Genomic DNA, 21,788 nt, shown 5'->3' on the forward strand with positions numbered 1-21,788 from the left:
GACCCATCATGATCTGCACGCAACACCCCGTTTTCATGCATTTTGTTAAGTAGTTCTAGAAGGTGAACATCATGGCGACAGGTACCGTGAAGTGGTTTAACGAATCCAAGGGCTTTGGCTTTATCTCGCAGGACGCCGGTGGCGACGACGTGTTCGTCCACTTCTCCGCGATTCAGGGCTCGGGCTTCAAGACCCTGGCCGAAGGCGAAAAGGTGACCTTCGACATCCAGCAGGGTCCGAAGGGCCCGCAGGCCGCCAACGTCGTTCGCGGCTAGGCAACGACAGTCAGGCCCCAAGAACCCCGCCCCTGTGGCGGGGTTTTTTTATGCCAGCGCCGTGGCTGGACGGACAGGTGAGCGGCTTCTAGACTCCCTGTTACGTCTAACGGCAGACCAAGGAGGTTCACCATGAGAGGCTACAGCAACATGCCCCACCTGGCCTGGAACGACGGCCATGCCGTGGCCAGGGCCAGGCTCCAGATCCAGCGCCTGGAACCCTTCATCCTCGACATGCCGGACGACATGGACCTGCACCTGGACGGCGAGGCCCTGCACTGCCGCGAGATCACCGACGACGGCGTGCTCGTCAGCTGCGACGTCGAGGCCGGCCTCAACACCCTCGCCGACCGTAACCAGGCGCCACGCCTGAAGGAAATCGCCGCCGAGATCGACCGGTTCCACATGACCATCGACGTGGACGCGGACAGGCACCGCATCATCGTCCACGACTAGGCGCTCCAGCCACGATGGCGGGGCGCCGACCCCGCCATCCCTCCAGCAGTATCCCCCGATCCCGGTCAGGCTGTGACCCCCGACCTCGCCAGCGCGGCCCATGCCCGGTATATTTCCCCTGAGACACACCGGCGCGCCGGATGCGCGTCCGTCAAAACCATACGAACAAAAGACACCCGCATGGAATCACTCAAAGAAAGCATTCAGAGACAGCGCCAGTCGCTGGAGGGCATGCTGGCCGAACCCCTGGCGCGCATCGCCGCCAGCTGCGCCCCCATCTGGGGGCATCGCGAGGCGCTGGACGGCGTGCTCAGCGAGAGCCTGGAGAACGTGCCCTACTGCACCTTCCTCTACGCGCTGAACACCAACGGCGTGCAGATCACCGACAACGTCTCCCGCTCCGGCCTGTTGCCCGAACACTTCGGTCGCGACCGCTCGCAGCGCCCCTACATGAAGGAGGTCGTGCCGGCCACCGGCTTCCTGCTGTCCGATGCCTACATCAGCCTGCTGGGCCGCCGCCCCTCGCTCACGGCCCTGCAGCTGGTGCACCGGGACGACGCGGTGGTGGGCTTCATCGGCGCCGACTTCGACCTGCGCAACCTGCCGGTCACGGCCGAGCTCTACGACGAGCCCACCCAGTGGCGGCAGATCAAGGGGGATGCGGCCATCCGCGGCACCCTGTTCCAGCAGACCCGCGTCGAGAGCCTGATGGACCAGAACATCGACCAGGCCATGTCCATCCTGGAAGAGCTGATCGCCGAGCGCGGCGTGTTCCAGTGCGTGCTGCATTTCTCCAGCAGCCGCGCCACCGTGTGGACCCTCGACGACCCCTACCGCTACCGCCTGCTGCAGCACGACGCCCTGAGCGACCCGGACGTCTGCCTGGCCTACCCGCGCCGCGATTACTCGCCCGAGGCCCTGATCCCGCACGACGTCATCGGCGGGATCCTGACGGAGATGGGCAAACTGCGCTTCGCCGACGAGACGGTGTACCTGCGCTCGGCCTCCATCAACATCTTCAACGGCATGATCAGCCTGACCTTCTCCTGCGACGGCTCACACTACATGTCCTGGGACGAGTTCCTGGAGAAGAACGTGAGCTTCTGGCTGGGCAGCGCCGCCTGATCCGGGCCTGCCGGCCCCTCAGCCCAGGTCGAGCCAGTAGCGGTGGGCGTAGTGACGATCCGGATCCTCCGGATCCAGCGCGACGAATCCATTGCCCTCGAAGAAGCCCCGCGCATCGGCCTGGGCCTTGACCAGCACCCCGGCCTGCCCGTCTCGCGACGCCACCTCCCGCACGGCCGCGAGCAGGCGGCGCCCCACCCCCTGGCGTTGCCAGGCCGGGTCGACATACAGGCCATGCAGCAGCAGTGCCGCCCGCCCTGCCGGCACATCACGGGGATCGGCCGGCTCCCAGGTCGCCACCCCGACCACGCGCCTCTCCGCCTCCGCCACCACGGCCGCGAGATGCGCCAGGTCGACGCTGTCGTAACGGTAGGATGGCAACGACAGCCGCTTGACCCGCTCCGGCAGGTCCCAGCCCATCACCGCCGCCTCGATCACGGCGTTGATGGCCGCAAGATCCGCCCCGTCCGTCGGCCTCACATGAATCAGCATAAGACTCCCCGCTGACAAGTTGAACCCGCCATCCTACCAGCAAAGCCGTGCGCCTCACGCCCTTGTAGGATGCCAGCCCTCTGGCCGATGGGGTTATCACCGGCATGGTCGTCATCACCGAGAGGGCCCGGCTCCTGCGACGCACCTCGATGACCAGTCCGGGCAATAACGCCTACGCTTGATCGCGCCTTGCAGCGCTCCTACGAGGCAGCGTGCCTGCTCTGTGACCTCTGTGCCCTCTGTGGCGCCTTGAATCTCCGTCTCACGCCTGACGCCAACATGAAAAAGGCCCGCACAGGGCGGGCCTTTTTCATGTTGGCTGGGGAACCAGGATTGTCGGGCGCGTCCTGCGCCCGATCCTACGGACTCGCTGACGCTCGCGATAGCCCGCTCCCGGCGGGCTATACGAACAAAGGTCCGCCTCCCGCTCCCACATCGAACATGAAAAAGGCCCGCACAAGGCGGGCCTTTTTCATGTTGGCTGGGGAACTAGGATTCGAACCTAGATTGACGGAGTCAGAGTCCGCTGTCCTGCCGTTAGACGATTCCCCAATGAGCGTTGAAGCTTAAGGCGTCTCGTGCTTTGCGACAACACCTGACAGTTCGCTCGCACCCGGGCCGGCCCGCGGACGGCCGGCTCGGGGGAATCCAGAGGCGATTAACGCTTGGAGAACTGGGTGGCGCGGCGGGCCTTGCGCAGGCCGACCTTCTTGCGCTCGACTTCGCGGGCGTCGCGGGTCAGGTAGCCGTGCTTGCGCATCTCGCTGCGCATGGCTTCGTCGTAGTTGACCAGCGCGCGGGCGATGCCCAGGCGAATGGCACCGGCCTGACCGGAGGCGCCGCCACCTTCCACGGTGACGTGGATGTCGAACTTCTCGGTCATCTCGGCAGCCTCGAGCGGCTGGCGCACGACCATGCGGGAGGTCTCGCGACCGAAGAATTCGTCCAGCGGACGGCGGTTGACCATGATCTGGCCCTTGCCGGGACGCAGGAAGACGCGCGCGGCCGAACTCTTGCGACGACCGGTACCGTAATACTGTTCAGTTGCTGCCATTGTCAGTGCTCTTCAGATGACGGATCAGAGTTCCAGCGCCTGGGGCTGCTGGGCCTGATGGTTGTGCTCGGGGCCGGCATAGACCTTGAGCTTCTTGAACATGGCGCGGCCCAGCGGGTTCTTGGGCAGCATGCCCTTCACCGCGATCTCGATGGCGCGCTCGGGGGCCTTGTCCAGCATGTCCTGCAGGTTGATGGACTTCATGTTACCGATGTAGCCGGTATGGTGATAGTACACCTTGTCCTGCATCTTGTTGCCGGTCACGCGTACCTTGGAGGCGTTCACCACCACGATGTAGTCGCCGGTATCGACGTGCGGCGTGTAAATCGGCTTGTGCTTGCCGCGCAGACGGTGGGCGATTTCGGTCGCCAGGCGACCCAGGGTCTTGCCCGTGGCGTCAACCACAAACCAGTCGCGACGGACTTCAGCCGGCTTGGCGCTTACAGTTTTCATCCAAACGCTCCAAACAGGTACGTTCTATCCAAGGAAAGGCGCGAGATATTACTTGATTGAGACGGGGGTGACAAGTGCCGACGGCACGGAAATACCGCCCGCCCCGGCTCGCGGGACTCCCGCCCGGGGGCCGACCCCTGAATCGCAGGCAAAAAAAAAGCGCGGCAAAGAGGGGAGGGCCGCGCTAAATACCACCAAAGGAGGATGGAGGAGTCCACTGATACCGGCGGGGCCGGTGAATCAGTATGTGAGCATTTTCTAATATACCAAATCGTGATGTCAACCCCTGTTTTCATTTTTTTGTCATGTATGGAGCAGACGGACCGCCGCCCGTGCCCGGGGTCCCGGGTGCGGGCGGCGGCTGGGGTCGTCAGATCGGGTGGATCAGATCTTGAGGCGTTCGACCGGGCGGCCGTTGATGAGGTGTTCCTGGATGATCTCGTCGATGTCTTCCTGGTCCACGTAGGTGTACCAGGTCTCGTCCGGGTAGACGACGATGACCGGCCCCTCGCTGCAGCGGTCCAGGCAGCCGGCCGTGTTGATACGTATGCCCCCCTGCCCGCTGAGCCCGAGCTCCTTGATCCGCTGCTTGGCATAGGCGCGCTGCTTGCTCGCGCCGCAGTTCTCGCAGGCCTGGCGGCCAGGCGCACGCTGGTTGGTGCAGAAGAACACGTGATGCTTGTAATAACTCATGGATAGCGGCTCACGAGGGCCGGCGGGCCCGGTTCAGAAATCGTAGACGAGGTTCACGGCGCTGAGGGTGTCGGTCTTCTTCGTGCCGGCCGGCACCTCGCTGTTGCGCTTGGCGGTAAAGCTGAGTTTCATGGCCAGGGCGCTGTTGATGCGCACCTTGAGGCCGGTCACCGACTCCGCATAGGTGTTGTCTTCACCCGATTCCACCAGGAAGTCCTGACTGAAGCGGGTGGTCGCCGTCCAGCTGTGGCGGTACTTCGCCTTCAGGCGCAGGATGGCCTCCTCCTCGCGCGCCCCGTCCTCGGGCTTGCTCTGGCGCGCACCGGGGCCGCCTTCCAGGTCCAGGTGGCCCAGGTCGCCGGCCTCCCAGACACGGTAGCCGTAACCCAGCGCCTCGGAGAGACGGTAATCATAGCCGCTGAACTTGTCCACCTCGCCGCGCACCGTACCGTAGAGGTAACTGCGCGGGCTCAGTTTGGCATCCGCCTGGTAGGCGGCCACGTAGCGCTCGGCCGTGTCCTCGCCGGAGTCGGAGGCGAACAGGCCCTCGCCATTGAGCGTGTGGCGCCAGCGATCCAGTTCGTAGAGCACCTCCGCCTTGGCGTTCACGTTACGGGTATCCGTATTGCCGCTGGTGGTGCTGGCGCCCAGCTCGGCCGAACCGCTCCAGGGGTCGGCGGGGCCGCCGGCCTCCTGGGCCATGGCGCTCACGGCCCACAGGCAGAGACTGCTAACATAGATCGTCTGACGAAGCATTCATTCCTCCCGTAACGTCTGGAAACCGAATCCTAACAAACTCGCCCGCATGCCGCCGCCCAACCCGAAACTGGCCGCCACCGACCGCTGTGTGATGTGCGGCATGTGCCTCCCGCACTGCCCCACCTACGGCAAGACGCGCAACGAGGCCGACTCCCCGCGCGGGCGCATCGCCCTGATGCAGGGCCTGAACAGCAGCCGCCTCGCCGTGGACGAGCACCTGCTCGCCCACCTGGACGGCTGCCTGGCCTGCCGCGCCTGCGAGTCGGTCTGTCCCTCGGGCGTGCCCTACGGCGAGCTGATCGATGCGGTACGCGAGGAGCTGAATGACGCCCGGCAGGCAGGGGCGGGGGCAAGACTCGGGCAGGAGTTTATCGATTCACGCCGTCTGCGGCGCGTGACCACAAAGGCCTTGCGGTTTTACCAGGCCAGCGGCCTGCAGCGGCTGGCCCGCGCCAGCGGCGTGCTGCGGGCCACCGGGCTGGCGCGGGCCGAGGCCCTGCTGCCGCGCATCGACACCGCCAACCTGCAGCCACGGGGCGAGGGCCCGACGGTGGCGCTGTTCACCGGCTGCGCCAGCGAGGTCTTCGACCGGCGCACGCTGGCCGACACCCTCACCGTGCTCGGCGCCCTCGGCTACCGGGTCGAGATCCCGGCCACCCAGGCCTGCTGCGGGGCCATCGACCGGCACGCCGGTCGCAGCAGCCGCGCCGATGACCTGATGCAGCGCAACCTGGCCGCCTTCGATGCCCCCTACCAGGCCATCATCGGCACGGCGAGCGGCTGCACCGCCCAGCTCGCCGAGTACGACCGGGCCGGCGACGACGAACGGGGCCCGTCCTTCGCCGGGCGCGTCGTCGACGTCAGCCGGTTCCTGGCCCAGGCCCTGGCCGAACGGGAACTCAATCTCGCCCCGCTCCAGGCCCGCGTCGCCATCCACGCCCCCTGCTCGCTCACCCACGTCCTCAAGGCCGCCGCCTGGCCACGCCGCCTGCTCGAACACATCCCGGGCCTCGAACTGCTCGACCTGCCCGACAACGCCCGCTGCTGCGGTGCCGCCGGCAGCTACATGCTCACCCAGCCCGACATGGCCGACCAGCTCCGGGAAGACAAGCTCGCCCACCTGCGCAACCTCAGGCCGGACATCCTCGTCACCAGCAACATCGGCTGCGCCCTGCACCTGCGCGCCGGCCTCGAGGCCGAAGGCATGGCGATCGAGGCACTGCATCCGGTGTCGCTGGTGGCCAGGCAGATGGGGTTATAAATCAGGACGAGATATTGATGTGGCTCTATCGTTCCGGCTCACGCGCCAGCGTAACCGATCGCGTGGACCCGGTTGTTAGCGCTAATCTTCATCAGTAAACCAAGCACAACCGATGCGCTCTGTGGTGATAACCAGCACTCCTGTATCAAACGTCGCGATTGTAGCCGGCGTCCAACTGGGGCCAACATTTGGATGTTTGCGGGGGCATCCGTAGTCGCCGTTCGTGAAATACTTAGGCTTGTCACCTGAAAAGTGGCGCACAAATTCTTTAGCTAGGCCATCGGCCTCGTTCTGTGGCATGAGCTCAACGTGATATGCCATGTCTCGACTTAGCACAGTTTTCAAAACGGACACCGCATCCTGTTCGGAAATCTCGAAATAGATACCCGGCGAATCGAATAGCCCAAATTGGGCTGCCGCCTCCTCTACGCTCGCGACCTTCGCAGGCCGAATATCAACGATGGTATCGCTACCTCGTGCCTCGATGATTCGTGACGTTATGTCCATTTGCGCTAACGTCTCGCCTCAAGCGCGCGGCGTAGTCGCGTCGCCTTGGAGGCAGTTGTTAGATTGCCTACTTGAGAAACAACCATAGTGCAACACAGCAAGCCATTACCAAGAAGCTAATTAATTTGTTTCGCAGCCTAATACTGCCTGGATAAAAGAAGACTGATTTCCAACCAGGAGGCCGAGGATAGCCAGACCGATCTAGCCATGCTTCTGCAAGTGCGTTTGAGAAACCCCTATCCTCAATTAACGCCTTCTTCACCACTTCTCGTTGTTCATAAGCGTATATCTGCTCATCAACAGTTTCTTCTGTAACATCTGGATATTGCAGCAGCATCTTTCTCAATGCTTGTCGTTCATTATTATCCATATGGACTATCCCATGCGCAGGTACTCTTTGTTAGAGCTCTGTACCAACCAATGCATAAGGTGTCTGCTCTTCTAGCCGTGATACAAATTCCATAACTTTGATGTAATTGGGGTGCCAATGCTCATAGTCACTATTTTTCAGCAATGAACCATTAGCCCCATACCATTCTGAAAATATTGTCTGTAGTTGTGATTTTGTTACAACTGCCACATATGCACCCCATTCTGTTTTCTTCCCGGGGCATCTGCCTGACTCAATCAGGTCAGCGACCTTAAAATATAGATTTTCACTGCTATTTGGCAGCGGAGGTAAATTCGGGCTAATGCTGGTAGGAATAGTTCCACTCCAATTTCCACCCTCCCACTTGAAATTGGGGTCGTCCAGAGATCCTATGTAACCTTCATATATTGTCATTGGCAACCTAACAGCTTCGCTGCAACTCCGGGGACCGGACCATCTTAACTCATTGATCCAGCATATAAAGCTACTTATAGAAGCCCCGGTTTCGGCTTTAAACCGCCATTAATTGACCTGAAATCGTGCCCATAAGACGGCACGCACTCAATGTAGTTTAGCCGCACCGGCAGCCACCCAGATCTCACGGGCACGGACGACAAAGGCCACGGTTTGCACCGTGGCCTCTGTACTTGAAGATGGTGGCCAGGGAGGGAATGGGCCACGCCTTTGGTGGCCCATCACGAGCGTCAGCGAGCCCGTAGGGCGAGGCCCCAGGCATAAGCGGATGCGCGCCGAGTAATCTCCCCCGACACATCGAACAAAGCCGTCGGGGGTTCGATTCCAGCCAGGCAGAAACGACAAAGGCCACGGTTTGCACCGTGGCCTTTGCGTGGAATATGGTGGCCAGGGAGGGAATCGAACCCCCGACACGGGGATTTTCAATCCCCTGCTCTACCAACTGAGCTACCTGGCCGGCGTTGACGCGTCTGGCAGGGGCCCCCTGCCGAGCGAGCCGCCTATTAAAGCGACTCGCCCCTTCGGCGTCAAGGGCAGACTCAGGATTCCGGCGGTACGTAGCCTTCCGGCTTGGCCGTTTCCTCGCCACTGAAGAAGAACTTTTCCATCTCCTCCTCGAGGAACTTGCGGGCCTTGGGGTCCACCGGGGTGAGGCGGTACTCGTTGATGAGCATGGTCTGGTGGCGCAGCCACGCCTGCCAGGCCTCCTTGGAGACGTTTTCCCAGATCCGCTTGCCGAGATCCCCCGGATAGGGCGGCAGGTCGAGGCCTTCGGCCTCCTTACCCAGCTTGACGCATTGCACCATGCGAGCCATTGCTTGCTCCTGTCTGTTCTGCGCGTAAACGCTCGATGAGACGTTTCACCGGTGTGGCGAAGCCGCCCGGTGGCGAAAGCGAAGTGTTATACCAGACCTGGCCATCGGCTTCCATCACACGGTTTGCAGGGGCTTGCAGGCGGAACACCAGCGGGGTGATGTGCAGGCGGAAGTGGCTGAAGCTGTGCACGATGGGCTCCCAGGCCGCCTCCTGCGCCGGTTCGGTGCCCAGTTCGCGGGCACACCAGGCCCGTGCGGCGTCGGCGTCCGCGAACTCGGGAAAGCCCCAGAGCCCGCCCCAGAGGCCGCTGGGTGGCCGGCGGGCCAGCAGCACCTCGCCCGCCGGGTTGACGGCCAGCAGCATCACGGTCTCGCGCTCGGGCAGGGCCTTCTTCGGCCGGCGCGCCGGCAGCTCCGCCTGCCGGCCCTGCGCCTGTGCCGCGCAGTCGCCGGCCACCGGGCAGGCGCTGCAGCGCGGGCGGGCGCGGGTACAGACCGTGGCGCCCAGGTCCATGATGGCCTGGGTGTAATCAGCCACGCGCGCCGCCGGCGTGTGCCGCTCGGCGAGGGCCCAGAGGGCCTTGAGCACCGCCGCCTGCCCCGGGTAGCCCTCGACCAGGTGGTGGCGGGCGAGCACGCGCTTCACGTTGCCGTCGAGGATCGCATGCCGCTGCCCGTGGGCCTGGGCCAGGATGGCGCCGGCGGTGGAGCGGCCGATGCCCGGCAGGGCCTCCAGCGCCTCGATGTCCGCCGGCAGCTCGCCGCCATGCTCGTCCACCACGATGCAGGCCGCCCGGTGCAGGTTGCGGGCGCGGGCGTAGTAGCCCAGCCCGGTCCAGTGATGCAGCACCTCGTCGACTGGCGCCCCGGCCAGCACGGCCAGCGTGGGGAAGCGGGCCATGAAGCGCTCGAAATAGGGGACCACGGTGGCGACCTGGGTCTGCTGCAGCATGATCTCCGAGACCCACACGGCATAGGCGTCGCCCTGCCGCTTCCAGGGCAGATCGGCGCGACCGTGCTCGTCGAACCAGGTCAGCAGGCGGCGGGCGAACTCATCCATACGCATTCAACAGGCAGTGGCGGCTACGCCGGGCACGGTACACAATCCGGCGCAGGCTTCCAAGCGCCAGACCGCCCGCGCTCACCTATACTCGCCACATGACCCTACGCCCCCTGCTCCTCGCGCTCCTTTGCACGACCTGCCCGCTGGCCGCTGCGGCCGGCGACTTCCGTGCCTACCCCTTCATCCATTACTTCGATTACACCGAATGCGACGACAACAACGTCTTCCTGGACGGAGAGACCGGTCCCCTGCCCGGCTTCGGTGTGTCCGCGTCGGGCAACAGCGGGCCGCATGGCCTGCGGGGGAAGTTCGAGCTCGCGGGCGGCACGGTGGACTACGACGGCCAGACGCAGACGGGCATCCCGCACACCACCGATACGGACACCCTGCTCTACCGCCTCGGCCTGGACTACGAATACGCCGCCGTGCCCGAGCGCGTGACGCTGATCTTCGGCGGCGATTACGTGGCCTGGGATCGCGACATCCAGCCCAGCTAAAACCCGCTGGTCGGCGGCGTGGTCGGCGGCCTGCTGGAGGAATACCGCTGGTGGGAGCTGCGCGCGGGGGTCGATGCGACGCTGTTTGCCCGCAACCGCCACCACTGGTCGCTGCGCGGTTCATGCACGAGGAAGGGGCCGTAGACGACGTCGTCGCTGCGGCCGAATTCCCATTCCTCCCAGTAGAGCTCGGTGCCGATCCACCAGTTGTCCGGCCGCTATCTCTACGAGCGCCCGGACAACTGGTGGATCGGCACCGAGCTCTACTGGGAGGAATGGGAATTCGGCCGCAGCGACGACGTCGTCTACGGCCCCTTCCTCGTGCATGAACCGCGCAGCGAGACGGAGCACCGCGGCATCCGCCTGATCATGGAGCAGCGCTTCTGACCCACGGCCCGGGTGGCGGCAGGACCGCCCGCCCATGGGCCGTTCCAGGGAGTTCCGGCCGCCGGGCCTAGCGGTCGAACAGCCCCTTGAGCTTGTCCTTCACCTTCTCCTCGACGTCCTGCTTGAACTCCTGCTTCTTCTGCTGCACCTCGGCCTCGGCCTTCTCGCCCAGCTTGTCCTTGGCGAAGCGCTCGAGGTCGGGGTTGTAGCTGAGGTCGTCCAGGGGCCCCTTCACCGTGGTGTAGAGATAGGTGCGCGAGCCACCCAGCTTGGCGACGCCGAAGCTGTAGTTCATGCGGCTCTCGACCAGGTTCACGCTGCCCTCGCCCTTCGCCTGCAGGATGGGGGTGAGGACGTGCAGGTCCCTGTTGCTGGCCACGCCGTTGCGGATGGCGGCCGTGCCAGTGAGGCTGGTGAAGCGCACCTCCCGCGCCCCGCCCTCGCCGGCGGTCTTGTCCTCGTAGATGGTGGTCTCGATGAGCCGCACGATGCGGGCGAGCTTCTCGTCCTGGATGGCGCCGTCCTTGAAGGCGAAACGCAGGTCGCCGTTGAGGCCGCGCTTGAGGGCGGAGAGCCGGTCGCCGCTGGTGGTGATATCGGCATCCATCTCCGTCTGGCCGGTGAGCCAGACCTTCTCCAGCATGTCGGCCTGCAGGGCGCCCATGTCCATGCCGCGCAGCGCCTGGCTGGTGCGGTAGACGGGGCTGTCGCCGCGCGCATCGAGACTCGCGTTGCCCTTGAGGCTGCCGCCGTAGAGCGTGAGTCCCATGGGGTCAACACGGATCAGGCCATTCTTCGCCGAGAGCGTGGCATGGATGTCGGAGAGCACGATGCCGCTCACGATCGCCTCGCCCACGTCGGCGGTGCCCTCGAGATCGAGGCTGCGCAGCAGCGCCATCGGCAGCTCGATGGGCGTATCGGCAGCCGCGGCCCCAGCGGCCGGCGCGGGCGCCGGTTCGGGGGTGGGCGGCAGGTAACGGTCGACGTTGATGGCATCCACGGTGAGGCCGAAGCGCACGGCCGGCCGGGCGAAGCCGGCCACGCTGGCCGTGCCCTTGAGCGTGGTGTCGTCCAGCACCACGGTCAGGTCCTCGAGCTGCGCGCTGTCCTTGGTGGCGGCGAACCCGGCGCGCAGCTCGGCCTTGTTCAGCACGTTGTCATCGCTGGTCTCGGGCGCGGCGATGGCCAGGCGCTGCATCAGGTCGCGCGGACTGAAACGGTCGGAGGCGATACTGCCGTTGACCCGGAGATCACCCAGCAGCCCGGTGGCCGCCGCCTGCCCGGTGAGCTGCATGCCCAGGGTCTCGAGGCGCAGGTCGCTGACCTTGGCCGTCTGCGCATTAAGGTCGGCGACGATCCCGGCGCCCAGGCGCGCCTCGACCCGGCCGGCCGGGACGTCCCGGCCACTGGCGGCCACGTCCAGCACCAGGTCGGCGATGCGGTAGGCGCCGGCGGCCGGGTCGGCGGTGACCTCGGCATCCAGTGCGGCGGTGAGCACGGTGACGGGGCTGCCCTGTTCGATACGCAGGTCCATGTGCAGGGCCATGGGCTCGCCGATGGCGAAGGCACCGGTGCGCAGGTTGAAGGGGTCCAGCCGCATCTCGGTGCCCGCCTGGGCGTCGCGCCAGGAGACCCGGGCCGCGGAGATGTCCACGCCGCCGATCCAGATGGTCGGCAGGGGGCGCGCCTCGGCGGGCGGGCGCCCGGGGGCCGGCTGCGCCGTCTCCTCGCCCCGAGCCTCACCCGGGACCTCACTCTGGGCCGGCACCAGGTCGTCCCAGTTGGTCACGCCCTGGGCGTTGCGCTGCAGGTCCAGGCTGAGGCCACGCAGCACCACCCGGTCGATGCGCACCTCGTTCTTCAGCAGCGGCAGGATGGCCACGCGCACCGCCACCTCGTCGACACTGGCGAACGGCGCATCGCCAAAGCCGGCGGCGTTGCTCAGGCGCGTCTCGCCCAGGCTGAAGCCCAGCGGGAAGAAGGTGAGGTCGATCTCGCCCTCGATGGCCAGCTCGCGGCCGGTGGCCTCGTGCACGCCCTGGGTGATCTGCGACTTGTAGGCATTGGGATCGAAGGTGGCGACGAAGATGCCGATCGCGACCGCCAGCACCAGCACCACGGCCACTACCGCCAAACCTGCCCACTTCAACCACTTCATGTCCTGCCTCCGCTCACCGGCTTCTTACATTACGGATTCATCGTATCGTTAATCATAGCGGGTTGAAGACGGGTAGTGACAGGCCACACAATCCACGGGACGACGACGTGCGTCCCACGCGCTTTTGCGTACAATGACCGGCATCACACCGAAGGACGACAAGCTCATGCGTGACACCCTGCTCGACTGGCTGGCCGCCCTGCGCGACGCCCTCACCCGCCTGGGCCAGCGCCTGCTGCGTCTCTATCACCCCGACACCTGGCGTCGCAAGGGCTTTTCCTGGAGCGTCGGTATCGTGGCTGCCACCCTGCTGGTGTTCGTGCTGATCCTCGGCCTGTACTGGAGCGACGAGCCGGAGCCCTTCGACGTGCGCGCCCACGCCCAGTCGCTGGCCCAGGCGCGCACCGGCGCGGCGGATACCTCGCTGGTCACCGGCGAGGTGACCACGGCCACCCTGATCCGCGTGGCCGGCACTCTGCTCGACAAGCCCGGCGGCTATCTGAGCAACGACATCTTTCCCCCCGGGCTGTACCTGGACAACATCCCCAACTGGGAATACGGGGTGCTGGTGCAGGTGCGCGACCTCTCGCGTGCCCTGCGCAACGACATCAGCCGCTCCCAGTCCCAGTCGGCCGAGGACCGCGACCTCATCATCGCCGAGCCGCAGTTCAGCTTCGACAGCGAATCCTGGATGCTGCCGCCCACCGAACGCGAATACCGCGAGGGCATCCGGGCGCTGGAACGCTACCTCGCCCGCCTGAGCGACACGGACCAGGCCGACGCACAGTTCTACGCCCGCGCCGACAACCTGCGCGAGTGGCTCGGCATGGTGGAAAAACGCCTGGGCTCGCTGTCGCAGCGCCTCTCGGCCAGCGTCGGCCAGACCCGCATCAACACCGACCTGGCCGGCGAGCGTGCGGCCCAGCAGTCCACCCTGCGACCAGGCGAGATGCTGGTGAAGACACCCCGTTTCGAGGTAGATGACGTGTTCTACGAGGCGCGCGGCGCGGCCTGGGCCCTGCTGCACTTCCTCAAGGCCGCCGAGCACGACTTCCGGCCTGCGCTCGAGGACAAGAACGCCGTGATCAGCCTGCGCCAGATCATCCGCGAACTCGAGGCCACGCAGCAGCCGATCTGGAGCCCGATCATCCTCAACGGCAACGGCTTCGGTATCATCACCAACCACTCGCTGGTGATGGCCTCCTATCTCTCGCGCGCCAATGCGGCCGTGATCGATCTACGCAATCTGCTTGAGCAGGGCTAAACGAGGAGCAGGAATCCATGTCCAGTTCACCGCGTCGCAAGCCGCATATCCTGTTTCTCGGAGCGCACAACACGCACCGCACCCTGATGGCCGAGGCCTATATGCGCAAGCTCGGCAGCGACATCATCGACGTGCAGTCGGCGGGACTCGCCTCGGACCGCACCGACCCGCGCACCATCGATGTGCTGCGCGAGGACGGCATCGAGCTCGGCACCCAGCCGCCGGCCCTGGTGAGCAGCGACCTGCTCACCTGGGCGGACCTGATCATCACCATCTCCGGCCACGACGAACACCTCAACGCCCCCATCCCCAACGGCGCGCGCGAAAAGCAGTGGACCATCGCCTCGCCGCTCAAGCCGGAGGCCGGTGAAGAGGAAATGGATGCCTTCCGCCGGGTGCGCAACGACATCAAGCGCCGCGTGCAGCAACTGGTGAACTCGATGCGCCTGTCGGCCCGCTAGCCGGGGCTAGTCACGCTCCCAGTCGCCCGACTTGCCGCCGGCCTTCTTCAGCAGGCGTACCTCGTCCATGCTCATGCCACGATCCACGGCCTTGCACATGTCGTAGATGGTCAGTAGCGCCACCTGCACGGCCGTGAGGGCCTCCATCTCCACGCCCGTCTGCCCGGCGGTGCGGGTGGTGACACGGCAGTGTACGGCGGGCGGCGCATCCTCCAGCGCGAACTCCACGCTCACGTGGGTGAGCGGGATGGGATGACACAGCGGGATCAGGTCGGCGGTGCGCTTGGCACCCATGATGCCGGCGATGCGCGCGATGCCGAGCACGTCGCCCTTCTTGTGGCCACCGGCACGAATCAGCGCCAGTGTCTCCCCGGCCATGCGGATGCGCCCCTCGGCCACCGCCACGCGGTCGGTCACCGCCTTGTCGCCGACATCGACCATGTGGGCCTCGCCCTCGGCGTTGAAATGTGTCAGCTTGCTCATGCCTTGCCCGCTCCCGCTTCACTCGATCATTGCAGTCAGTTCCAGCATGCGATGTTACATTATCGCTCGACATTCGGCCCGCAACCCCAGCCACAGGGAACCCAGCAGAAGCAATGGCCAGACCAAGACTCGAAACACTCCTCGACCGGGTCGTGGAGGACGAGACCCTCGACGCGGTGGACACCCTCACCCAGCTCGTGGACTGGCTGCGCCCGGACGACCCCGAGCACATCGCACCGGTGATCGCCCGTATCGAGGAGCTGGCCATGGCGCTGGAATCCCGCTCCAGCGTGCGTCACGCCCTGAGCGGCCGCGTGCAGGGCCAGCTGCTCGACTCACGTCATCTGCCGCTGTACACCGAGATCGGCCTGTTCTCCCGCCGCGGCTTCTTCCGCGAACTCGGCACGCGCATCTACGAGCGCCTGAATCCCGCGCCTGCCGACCGGCGCAACCTCAAGCACGTGCTCACCATCGTCTTTCACCGGCTCGACGACCCGGAGTGGGTGACGGCGGTACCGGACGATGCCTGGCTGCGCCTGTTCGACCTGCTGATCGACGTCTCCGAGGGGCGCGAGAAGGCCCTGCGCCGGGCACGCGAAGAGGCGCTCTATGCCCTGGAGACGCTCTCCACCTGGATCGCGGCCGAGGAGCTGGAGCCCGAGTTGCTGCGCCTGGACCCGCGCATCTGCGAGCGCAATTCGGCCTTTGTCGCCCAGCAGCGCGAGCTGGCCGTCTACGTGCGCGAGTACCTGGAGTGGACCCAGGACAGCGAACGCCCCTTCCACGACGACGAGCACGCGCGCGTGCTGCTCGAGCAGGTGGCCGAGCAGATCAGCCTGTTCCGCAAGCGCGCGGTGAAACGCGGCACCAGCATCGGCCTGACCTACCTGCTGGAGCGCCTGGACCAGACCCTGGAACGCATCGAGAACCTGCTCGACCTGCTCGATCCGGACGATGCCGAGAAGCGCCGCAGCACCGGCGTACGCCTGTTCAAGCAGATGGTGGTCAACAACGCCCGCCGCCACAGCCTGCGCGCGCTGTGGCAGGAAAACGTGAAGCTGCTCTCGCGCAGCGTGACCGAGAACGCCAGCCATACCGGCGAGCACTACATCACGCGCAATCGCGCCGAATACCTGCAGATGCTGTGGTCGGGGGCCGGGGCCGGGCTCATCATCGCCTTCATGGCGCTGATCAAGATCGAGGTGGTGGAACTCGGCCTGTCGCGGGGCCTGCAGACGCTCCTGGTCTGCCTCAACTACGGCCTGGGCTTCGTGCTCATACACATCCTGCACTTCACCGTCGCCACCAAGCAGCCGGCCATGACCGCCGCACGCTTCGCCGCCGCCGTGGAACAGGGCGACCGGGGCATGGCCAACCTGAAGAAGCTCGCCGATCTGATGATCGACGTGGGCCGCTCGCAGTTCGTGGCGGTCCTGGGCAACGTGCTGGTCGCCCTGCCCGTGGCCATCCTCGTCGGCTGGGCCTATCTCGAACTCTGGCATACCCCGGTGCTGGATGCCGAGGCGGCCAATTACCAGCTCAAGGAGCTGTCGCCGATCACCGGGCTGGCGCTGTTCCATGCCGCCATCGCCGGACTGTGGCTGTTCGTCTCCGGCCTGATCGCGGGCTTCTTCGACAACCGCTGCGCCTATCTCGACCTGCCCGGCCGACTGCGGGAACACCCGCTGCTGCGCCGCATCATCCCCACCGGGCTGCGCGAGCGCATCGCCGACTACATCGACGGCAACTACGGCGCGCTGGCCGGGAATTTCTTCTTCGGCGTACTGCTCGGCGTCACGGGCTACATCGGCTACCTGCTCAGCCTGCCACTGGACATCCGCCACATCGCCTTCTCCTCGGCCAACCTCGGCTACGTGGTGGCTGGCGGCATGCCGGGCTGGGGCGACTTGACCCTGTATTTCATCTTCGTGCTGCTCATCGGCGCCATGAACCTGTGGGTGAGCTTCGCCCTGGCCTTCTGGGTGGCACTCAAGGCGCGCGGCGCGCGCATCGGCAGCGTCTCGCGCCTGCTGCGCGTCTACCTGCAGCGCATCGCCGAGCGCCCGCGGGAGCTGCTGCTCCCGCCCCCGCCACCGCCCGAGATCGAGCCCTCTCCCGGGGACCGGGACAGGAAGTGATAGAATGGCCCTTTCTGGACCATCACCGACGTGATCCCATCCCCATGAGCCTGACCGTCCGATTCTTCGCCAGCCTGCGCGAGCGCCTGGGGCGCGACGCGGTAGAGCTGACTGCCACCGATGCCGGTACCGTGAGCGAGGCCTGGGCCCGCGCCACCGACGGCGCCGCCATGCCCGCCAACGTGCTGGCCGCCGTCAATCAGGAATACGCCGCACCCGACCAGCCCGTGAATGACGGCGACGAGATCGCCTTCTTCCCCCCGGTGACCGGCGGCTGAGATGGACGGCATCCGCCTCATCGACGGGCCCTTCGATCCCTGGGCAGAGCTGCAGCGTTACCAGGCCGAACGGCTGGCGGGTGAGGCCGGCGTGGGCGCCACCGCCGTGTTCGTCGGCAGCATGCGCGACCTCAACGAGGGCGACACCGTCACCGCGATGACGCTGGAACACTATCCCGGCATGACCGAGAAACACCTGGCCGCCATCCTCGACGAGGCACGCGGGCGCTACACGCTCATCGATGCCCTCATCGTGCATCGCGTCGGCCGCATCCTGCCCACCGACCCCATCGTGCTCACGGCCGCCTGGTCGGCCCACCGCAAGGACGCCTTCGAGGCCTGCCGCTTCCTCATGGAGGCGCTCAAGAGCCGCGCGCCCTTCTGGAAAAAGGAAACGCTCGCCGATGGCGGCGAGCGCTGGGTGGAGAAGAACACCCCCGGTTACTGACCCGGGACAGGACTACTGCAACAGCAGGAAGAGCGCCGAACGCCCGCGCTGGATGTTGAGCAGCAGGGCCCGGTCGCGATCGCTGATGGCCTTGCCCATCTCCTCGATGGACGTCACCGGCTGGCGATTCGCCGACAGGATCACGTCCCCCGGTCGCAGACCGTTGAGATGGGCCGGACTGCCATGCGTGACATCGGCCACCAACACGCCCTCCACCTTGCCATAAAGCGGCGATCCCTCGCGGATGTCGCTCAGGGTGGCCCCCTCGAGCTTCCTGCTGAAGCGCCCGGCCTGCGCCGTGTTCACCTCGGGTTCGGCCACCCTGGCCACCAGGCGACGCTCCTTGCCGTTGCGAATGACGGTGAGTTCCACTTCCGAGCCGATGGGCAGCAGACCGACGGCATTGCGCATGTCGGCCGAGCGGCGTATCGGCCGGCCATTCACCGCCACCACCACGTCGCCGGGCTTGAGGCCGGCCCTGTCCGCCGGCGACTCGGGTGCCACCTGGGCGATCACCGCCCCCTGGACGCGACGGATGTCGAAGGCCTGCGCCAGCTGCGGCGTGAGATCCTGCACCGACACGCCCAGGCGGCCACGGCGCACCTCGCCGTATTCAACCAGCTGCTCCATGATGCCGCGCGCCATGTTCACCGGGATGGCGAAGCCGATACCGATGTTGCCGCTGGAGCCGAGGATGGCCGTGTTGATGCCCACCAGCTCGCCGCGCAGGTTCACCAGCGCACCGCCGGAGTTGCCGGGATTGATGGAGGCATCGGTCTGGATGAAGTCCTCGTAGGACTCGATGCCCAGCCCGCTGCGGCCGAGCGCGCTGACGATGCCGGAGGTGACGGTCTGGCTCAGCCCGAAGGGGTTGCCGATGGCCACCACGAAGTCGCCCACCTGCAGCGCATCCGAGTCGGCCATCTCCACCTGGGTCAGGCCCTCGGCCTCGATCTGCAGCACCGCCACGTCGGCGTCGGCATCCGCGCCCACCAGCCGGGCCGGGTACTCGCGCCCGTCACGCAGCGTCACCGCGATCTCGTCGGCGCGATCGATCACGTGATGGTTGGTGATGATGTAGCCGTTCTGCGCGTCCACGATGACGCCGGACCCCAGCCCCTGGGTCTGGCGCTCGCGCGGCTGTTCGGGCACGCCGAAGAAGCGGCGGAAGAAGGGATCGTCGAACAGCGGGTTCTGCGCGGCGGCGCGCCCGCGCGTGGAGATCTTCACCACCGCCGGGGTCACCCGCTCGATCATCGGTGCCAGTGTCGGCAACGGCTGGCCATCCACCGCCTCGGGCAGCACCGCCCGTGCCGGGACAGCGGTGAAGAACAGACCGGAGAAGAGCAAACCCATGAACAGAACGGACAACAGCATCCGTGCACCTGCGGTCTTCAGCATGCCTTACCTCGCTTTCGGATTCCGACGGGCCGGACGGCCCGCCACGACTGTGGTACTAGAACCCCGGCAGCCGCGAAAAGTTCAGGCGCAGGCCTCAGCCACCGGTCAGATGCGCGCGGGGATCGAAGGCCAGCTCCTTCTGCATGCGCGCGTAGAAGTCGCGCTGCGCCTCCGTCTCGGCCGGCGGGGTCACGACCTGCACCAGCACGTACTGATCGCCCGGCGGACTGCCCGGCAGGCCACGCCCCTTGAGCCGCAGCTTTCGTCCGGACTGGGTGCCCGGCGGGATCTTGAGCTCCACCGGACCGCCCAGGGTCGGCACCTTGATGCTGGCGCCCAGCGCCGCCTCCCAGGGGGCCACGGGCAGGTCGAGCAGGATGTCGCGACCGTCCAGCCGGTAATAGGCATGCGGCGCGGCATTGAGCGTGAGATAGAGGTCGCCGTTCGGCCCGCCGTTGACGCCGGGGCCACCCTGACCGGCCAGGCGGATCTGGCCGCCGTCGGCCATGCCCCGCGGGATGCTGATCTTGAGCGAGCGGCCGCTGGCCAGGCGTATGGTCTTGCTGGCGCCGTGGTAGAGGTCCTCGATGTTCACGCGGATGCTCGCGCGCTGGTCGGCCCCCTTCTGCCGGAACATGCCGCCGGCCCCGCCGCCGGCACGACGAAAGCCGCCGCCGAACAGCGAGTCGAAGAAATCGCTGAAGCCGTTGCCGCCAAACCCGCCGTCGGCCGCGCGCGCACCACCCGCCGCACCGCCGAAGCCGAACATGTCCTCCCAGTCCGGCGGCGGACGAAAGTCCTGCCCGGACTTCCAGTTGGCACCGAGCTGATCGTAGGCACGGCGCTTCTCCGGGTCCTTGAGCACCTCGTAGGCCTCGTTGACCTCCTTGAAGCGGTCCTCGGCCTGCGCCTCCTTGCTCACGTCCGGGTGGTACTTGCGCGCAAGCCGGCGGTAGGCCTTCTTGATCTCGTCGGCGGAGGCACCGCGATCGACACCGAGAATCTCGTAATAGTCCTTGAATTCCATCAGCAGTCACACAATCGAGGCGGCGTCACAGCATACACCGATGACGCCGCCAGCGTGTTGTACGTCGGGATGATCAGCCTTCAACCGCGATGCGCCGCGGCTGCACCTTTTCCTGCTTGGGAATACGCACCTCCAGCACCCCGTGCTCACTGCGCGCCGTGATCTTCTCGGCGTCCGCCGTATCGGGCAGGCTGAAGCGCCGATAGAAGGAACCGCGCACGCGCTCCACGCGGCGGAAGTTGTCGCGCTCCTCCGTGGTCTCGGCCTTGCGTTCACCACGGATGGTCAGCACGCCATGCTCCATGTTCACCTCGATGTCCTTCGGGTCCACGCCCGGGATGTCGGCGTAGATCAGGTAGGCATCGGCCTCTTCCTTGATGTCCACGGACGGATGCCAGTCGCTGGTGGCCAGCGCACTCTCGTCACCGCCACCACGAATCATGTTGTCCATCTCCCGGTGCAGCTGGTTGAGCAGGCTCCAGGGTTCATAACGCGTGATTGCCATGGTTCCACCTCCACTACAGGTTATGCGACAGGGTGTTTGCGTGTCCTTCTAGATAGGGGCAGGAGGAGACTTTTCAAGTGGACAGCAAGGCGCGCCCAGGGCTGCCAAAAAAATGCCCGCCTGGCGGCGGGCGAATCTCACAGGAGGTTCCGCTGGAGGGTTAGCGGGGCCTCACTTCCAGTCGGTTGTGCACGGCGTGCACGCCGGGGATGTACCAGCAGTCGGAACTCGCGATGCGCTTTTGCTCCGCGCTGTGCACCACCCCGGCCAGGGTGACCTCGGCGTTGCGGGTCAGGATGCGGATCTCGTCGGCGTTGAGCGAGGGTTCCTTGTCCAGCACCAGGCGCACGGCATCGGAGATCTCGTCGTCGGTCTCCATCTCGGCCGGCTCCACGTGCAGGAGGTTGAGCACGTCGCAGCAGCCGGGCACCCACCAGGCGATCACCTCGGCCAGACGCCGGTGCGAGAGACTGTTGACCCAGCCGAGCAGGACCACGCGGCTGCCGTCCACCTTGACCTGGATACGCCCGCGGGGGCTGCCGGTCTCGCGCTGCTCGCCGTTGGCGATATCGAACTCGGCAAAGGCCGGCTCCTGCATGAGTGCATTCAGCACGCCGTTGAGCAGGGCCTTGCCCTCGCGGCGCTCGCCCGGGATCAGGCGCAGGCCATCCTCCACCGGCCGGCCGTCGGCCAGCCGCCGGGCGATGAGCAGGGCCTTGCGCTTGGCCTCGATGGTGCCGACTTCGCCCTCGAGACGAAGACTGCCGTTGTGAATGATGCGGATGGGATATTCGTGGAGGTTGATGCCGCCATCGCGTTCCATGGCCGCGCGAATGGCGGAGACGAGCGTGTCTCGTGCCATAGGGATCTCCCTCTTAGGTACCCGAGATTGCGGCCGACAAGTCCTTGCCGGCCTCCCGCGGCGGGGAATGCTGCCGCACTGA

The 21,788-nt window shown here is 65.9% G+C and carries 26 protein-coding genes and 2 tRNA genes; 11 read left to right on the forward strand and 17 right to left on the reverse strand.

What is annotated here, in order from left to right; all coding sequences use genetic code 11:
• The first annotated feature begins 71 nt into the window (after positions 1–71).
• From HUJ28_05010 to HUJ28_05020, 3 genes are all read left to right on the forward strand, one after another.
• Positions 72–275 carry a cold-shock protein gene (locus tag HUJ28_05010; GenBank protein MBD3618812.1) on the forward strand — a complete coding sequence of 68 codons (204 nt, stop codon included), beginning with the start codon at positions 72–74 and terminating at the stop codon, positions 273–275.
• Between the two features lie 132 nt (positions 276–407).
• A complete protein-coding gene (locus HUJ28_05015) occupies positions 408–731 on the forward strand; it encodes a hypothetical protein (GenBank protein MBD3618813.1) in 324 nt (107 codons plus the stop codon).
• 180 nt (positions 732–911) lie between these two features.
• Complete coding sequence (locus HUJ28_05020; protein MBD3618814.1) at positions 912–1,856, forward strand: hypothetical protein; 945 nt, start codon at positions 912–914, stop codon at positions 1,854–1,856.
• Between the two features lie 18 nt (positions 1,857–1,874).
• On the opposite strand, the gene HUJ28_05025 is transcribed toward HUJ28_05020, so the two are convergent.
• The 6 genes from HUJ28_05025 to HUJ28_05050 all read right to left on the reverse strand — a co-directional run bounded on the left by HUJ28_05025 (position 1,875) and on the right by HUJ28_05050 (position 5,304).
• Positions 1,875–2,348: a GNAT family N-acetyltransferase gene (locus tag HUJ28_05025; protein MBD3618815.1), complete on the reverse strand. Its 474-nt coding sequence runs from the start codon at positions 2,346–2,348 to the stop codon at positions 1,875–1,877.
• Between the two features lie 478 nt (positions 2,349–2,826).
• Positions 2,827–2,900: transfer RNA gene (locus HUJ28_05030), tRNA-Gln, on the reverse strand.
• Between the two features lie 106 nt (positions 2,901–3,006).
• Positions 3,007–3,402, reverse strand: a complete 396-nt coding sequence (gene rpsI, locus HUJ28_05035) for a 30S ribosomal protein S9 (GenBank protein ID MBD3618816.1) — start codon at positions 3,400–3,402, stop codon at positions 3,007–3,009.
• A 24-nt stretch (positions 3,403–3,426) separates the two neighbouring features.
• Positions 3,427–3,855 (reverse strand): 50S ribosomal protein L13, encoded by a 429-nt coding sequence (rplM, locus tag HUJ28_05040; protein MBD3618817.1) that lies wholly within the window; start codon positions 3,853–3,855, stop codon positions 3,427–3,429.
• A gap of 384 nt (positions 3,856–4,239) precedes the next feature.
• Entirely contained in the window at positions 4,240–4,548 is a 309-nt protein-coding gene (locus HUJ28_05045; GenBank protein MBD3618818.1) for an NAD(P)H-dependent oxidoreductase subunit E, read from the reverse strand.
• A 33-nt stretch (positions 4,549–4,581) separates the two neighbouring features.
• Positions 4,582–5,304 (reverse strand): DUF481 domain-containing protein, encoded by a 723-nt coding sequence (locus tag HUJ28_05050; protein MBD3618819.1) that lies wholly within the window; start codon positions 5,302–5,304, stop codon positions 4,582–4,584.
• Between the two features lie 49 nt (positions 5,305–5,353).
• Between HUJ28_05050 and HUJ28_05055 the strand changes: the two genes are divergently transcribed.
• Positions 5,354–6,568, forward strand: a complete 1,215-nt coding sequence (locus HUJ28_05055) for a (Fe-S)-binding protein (GenBank protein MBD3618820.1) — start codon at positions 5,354–5,356, stop codon at positions 6,566–6,568.
• 81 nt (positions 6,569–6,649) lie between these two features.
• Here the strand turns inward: HUJ28_05055 and HUJ28_05060 are convergent, their stop codons facing one another.
• The 5 genes from HUJ28_05060 to mutY form a co-directional block, all read right to left on the reverse strand.
• Positions 6,650–7,075 carry a hypothetical protein gene (locus tag HUJ28_05060; protein MBD3618821.1) on the reverse strand — a complete coding sequence of 142 codons (426 nt, stop codon included), beginning with the start codon at positions 7,073–7,075 and terminating at the stop codon, positions 6,650–6,652.
• Between the two features lie 67 nt (positions 7,076–7,142).
• A complete protein-coding gene (locus HUJ28_05065; GenBank protein ID MBD3618822.1) occupies positions 7,143–7,445 on the reverse strand; it encodes a hypothetical protein in 303 nt (100 codons plus the stop codon).
• Positions 7,446–8,300: 855 nt separating this feature from the next.
• Positions 8,301–8,376, reverse strand: a tRNA-Phe gene (locus HUJ28_05070).
• 82 nt (positions 8,377–8,458) lie between these two features.
• Positions 8,459–8,734 carry an oxidative damage protection protein gene (locus tag HUJ28_05075; protein MBD3618823.1) on the reverse strand — a complete coding sequence of 92 codons (276 nt, stop codon included), beginning with the start codon at positions 8,732–8,734 and terminating at the stop codon, positions 8,459–8,461.
• Positions 8,700–9,800 carry an A/G-specific adenine glycosylase gene (gene mutY, locus HUJ28_05080; GenBank protein MBD3618824.1) on the reverse strand — a complete coding sequence of 367 codons (1,101 nt, stop codon included), beginning with the start codon at positions 9,798–9,800 and terminating at the stop codon, positions 8,700–8,702. Before mutY ends, HUJ28_05075 begins: the two co-directional genes overlap by 35 nt.
• A gap of 92 nt (positions 9,801–9,892) precedes the next feature.
• Here mutY and HUJ28_05085 point away from each other — a divergent pair, with 92 nt between their 5' ends.
• Both HUJ28_05085 and HUJ28_05090 read left to right on the forward strand, forming a co-directional pair.
• Positions 9,893–10,294, forward strand: a complete 402-nt coding sequence (locus HUJ28_05085; GenBank protein MBD3618825.1) for a hypothetical protein — start codon at positions 9,893–9,895, stop codon at positions 10,292–10,294.
• Positions 10,295–10,486: 192 nt separating this feature from the next.
• Positions 10,487–10,681: a hypothetical protein gene (locus tag HUJ28_05090; GenBank protein MBD3618826.1), complete on the forward strand. Its 195-nt coding sequence runs from the start codon at positions 10,487–10,489 to the stop codon at positions 10,679–10,681.
• 67 nt (positions 10,682–10,748) lie between these two features.
• Here HUJ28_05090 and HUJ28_05095 read toward each other — a convergent pair whose 3' ends face one another.
• The gene (locus HUJ28_05095; protein MBD3618827.1) at positions 10,749–12,839 is read right to left on the reverse strand and encodes an AsmA family protein; all 2,091 of its coding nucleotides are present in this window, start codon (positions 12,837–12,839) and stop codon (positions 10,749–10,751) included.
• Between the two features lie 166 nt (positions 12,840–13,005).
• Here HUJ28_05095 and HUJ28_05100 point away from each other — a divergent pair, with 166 nt between their 5' ends.
• Together HUJ28_05100 and HUJ28_05105 are read left to right on the forward strand one after the other, a co-directional pair.
• A complete protein-coding gene (locus tag HUJ28_05100; GenBank protein MBD3618828.1) occupies positions 13,006–14,103 on the forward strand; it encodes a DUF2333 family protein in 1,098 nt (365 codons plus the stop codon).
• Positions 14,104–14,120: 17 nt separating this feature from the next.
• Complete coding sequence (locus tag HUJ28_05105) at positions 14,121–14,564, forward strand: hypothetical protein (GenBank protein ID MBD3618829.1); 444 nt, start codon at positions 14,121–14,123, stop codon at positions 14,562–14,564.
• A 6-nt stretch (positions 14,565–14,570) separates the two neighbouring features.
• Here the strand turns inward: HUJ28_05105 and moaC are convergent, their stop codons facing one another.
• Positions 14,571–15,047, reverse strand: a complete 477-nt coding sequence (gene moaC, locus HUJ28_05110) for a cyclic pyranopterin monophosphate synthase MoaC (protein ID MBD3618830.1) — start codon at positions 15,045–15,047, stop codon at positions 14,571–14,573.
• 113 nt (positions 15,048–15,160) lie between these two features.
• Between moaC and HUJ28_05115 the strand changes: the two genes are divergently transcribed.
• The 3 genes from HUJ28_05115 to HUJ28_05125 are packed head-to-tail and all read left to right on the forward strand — an operon-like array spanning position 15,161 to position 17,911.
• Complete coding sequence (locus HUJ28_05115) at positions 15,161–17,185, forward strand: site-specific recombinase (protein MBD3618831.1); 2,025 nt, start codon at positions 15,161–15,163, stop codon at positions 17,183–17,185.
• 44 nt (positions 17,186–17,229) lie between these two features.
• Complete coding sequence (moaD, locus tag HUJ28_05120) at positions 17,230–17,463, forward strand: molybdopterin converting factor subunit 1 (GenBank protein MBD3618832.1); 234 nt, start codon at positions 17,230–17,232, stop codon at positions 17,461–17,463.
• 1 nt (position 17,464) lies between these two features.
• Complete coding sequence (locus HUJ28_05125) at positions 17,465–17,911, forward strand: molybdenum cofactor biosynthesis protein MoaE (protein MBD3618833.1); 447 nt, start codon at positions 17,465–17,467, stop codon at positions 17,909–17,911.
• A 12-nt stretch (positions 17,912–17,923) separates the two neighbouring features.
• Here the strand turns inward: HUJ28_05125 and HUJ28_05130 are convergent, their stop codons facing one another.
• The 4 genes from HUJ28_05130 to HUJ28_05145 all read right to left on the reverse strand — a co-directional run bounded on the left by HUJ28_05130 (position 17,924) and on the right by HUJ28_05145 (position 21,706).
• Positions 17,924–19,288 carry a DegQ family serine endoprotease gene (locus HUJ28_05130; GenBank protein MBD3618834.1) on the reverse strand — a complete coding sequence of 455 codons (1,365 nt, stop codon included), beginning with the start codon at positions 19,286–19,288 and terminating at the stop codon, positions 17,924–17,926.
• Positions 19,289–19,406: 118 nt separating this feature from the next.
• Complete coding sequence (locus HUJ28_05135; protein MBD3618835.1) at positions 19,407–20,339, reverse strand: DnaJ domain-containing protein; 933 nt, start codon at positions 20,337–20,339, stop codon at positions 19,407–19,409.
• A gap of 73 nt (positions 20,340–20,412) precedes the next feature.
• Positions 20,413–20,844 (reverse strand): Hsp20/alpha crystallin family protein, encoded by a 432-nt coding sequence (locus HUJ28_05140; GenBank protein MBD3618836.1) that lies wholly within the window; start codon positions 20,842–20,844, stop codon positions 20,413–20,415.
• 160 nt (positions 20,845–21,004) lie between these two features.
• Complete coding sequence (locus HUJ28_05145; protein MBD3618837.1) at positions 21,005–21,706, reverse strand: BON domain-containing protein; 702 nt, start codon at positions 21,704–21,706, stop codon at positions 21,005–21,007.
• Between the last annotated feature and the right edge of the window lie 82 nt (positions 21,707–21,788).

The organism is Chromatiales bacterium, assembly GCA_014762505.1.
In the GTDB taxonomy this organism is placed as follows: domain Bacteria; phylum Pseudomonadota; class Gammaproteobacteria; order SpSt-1174; family SpSt-1174; genus SpSt-1174.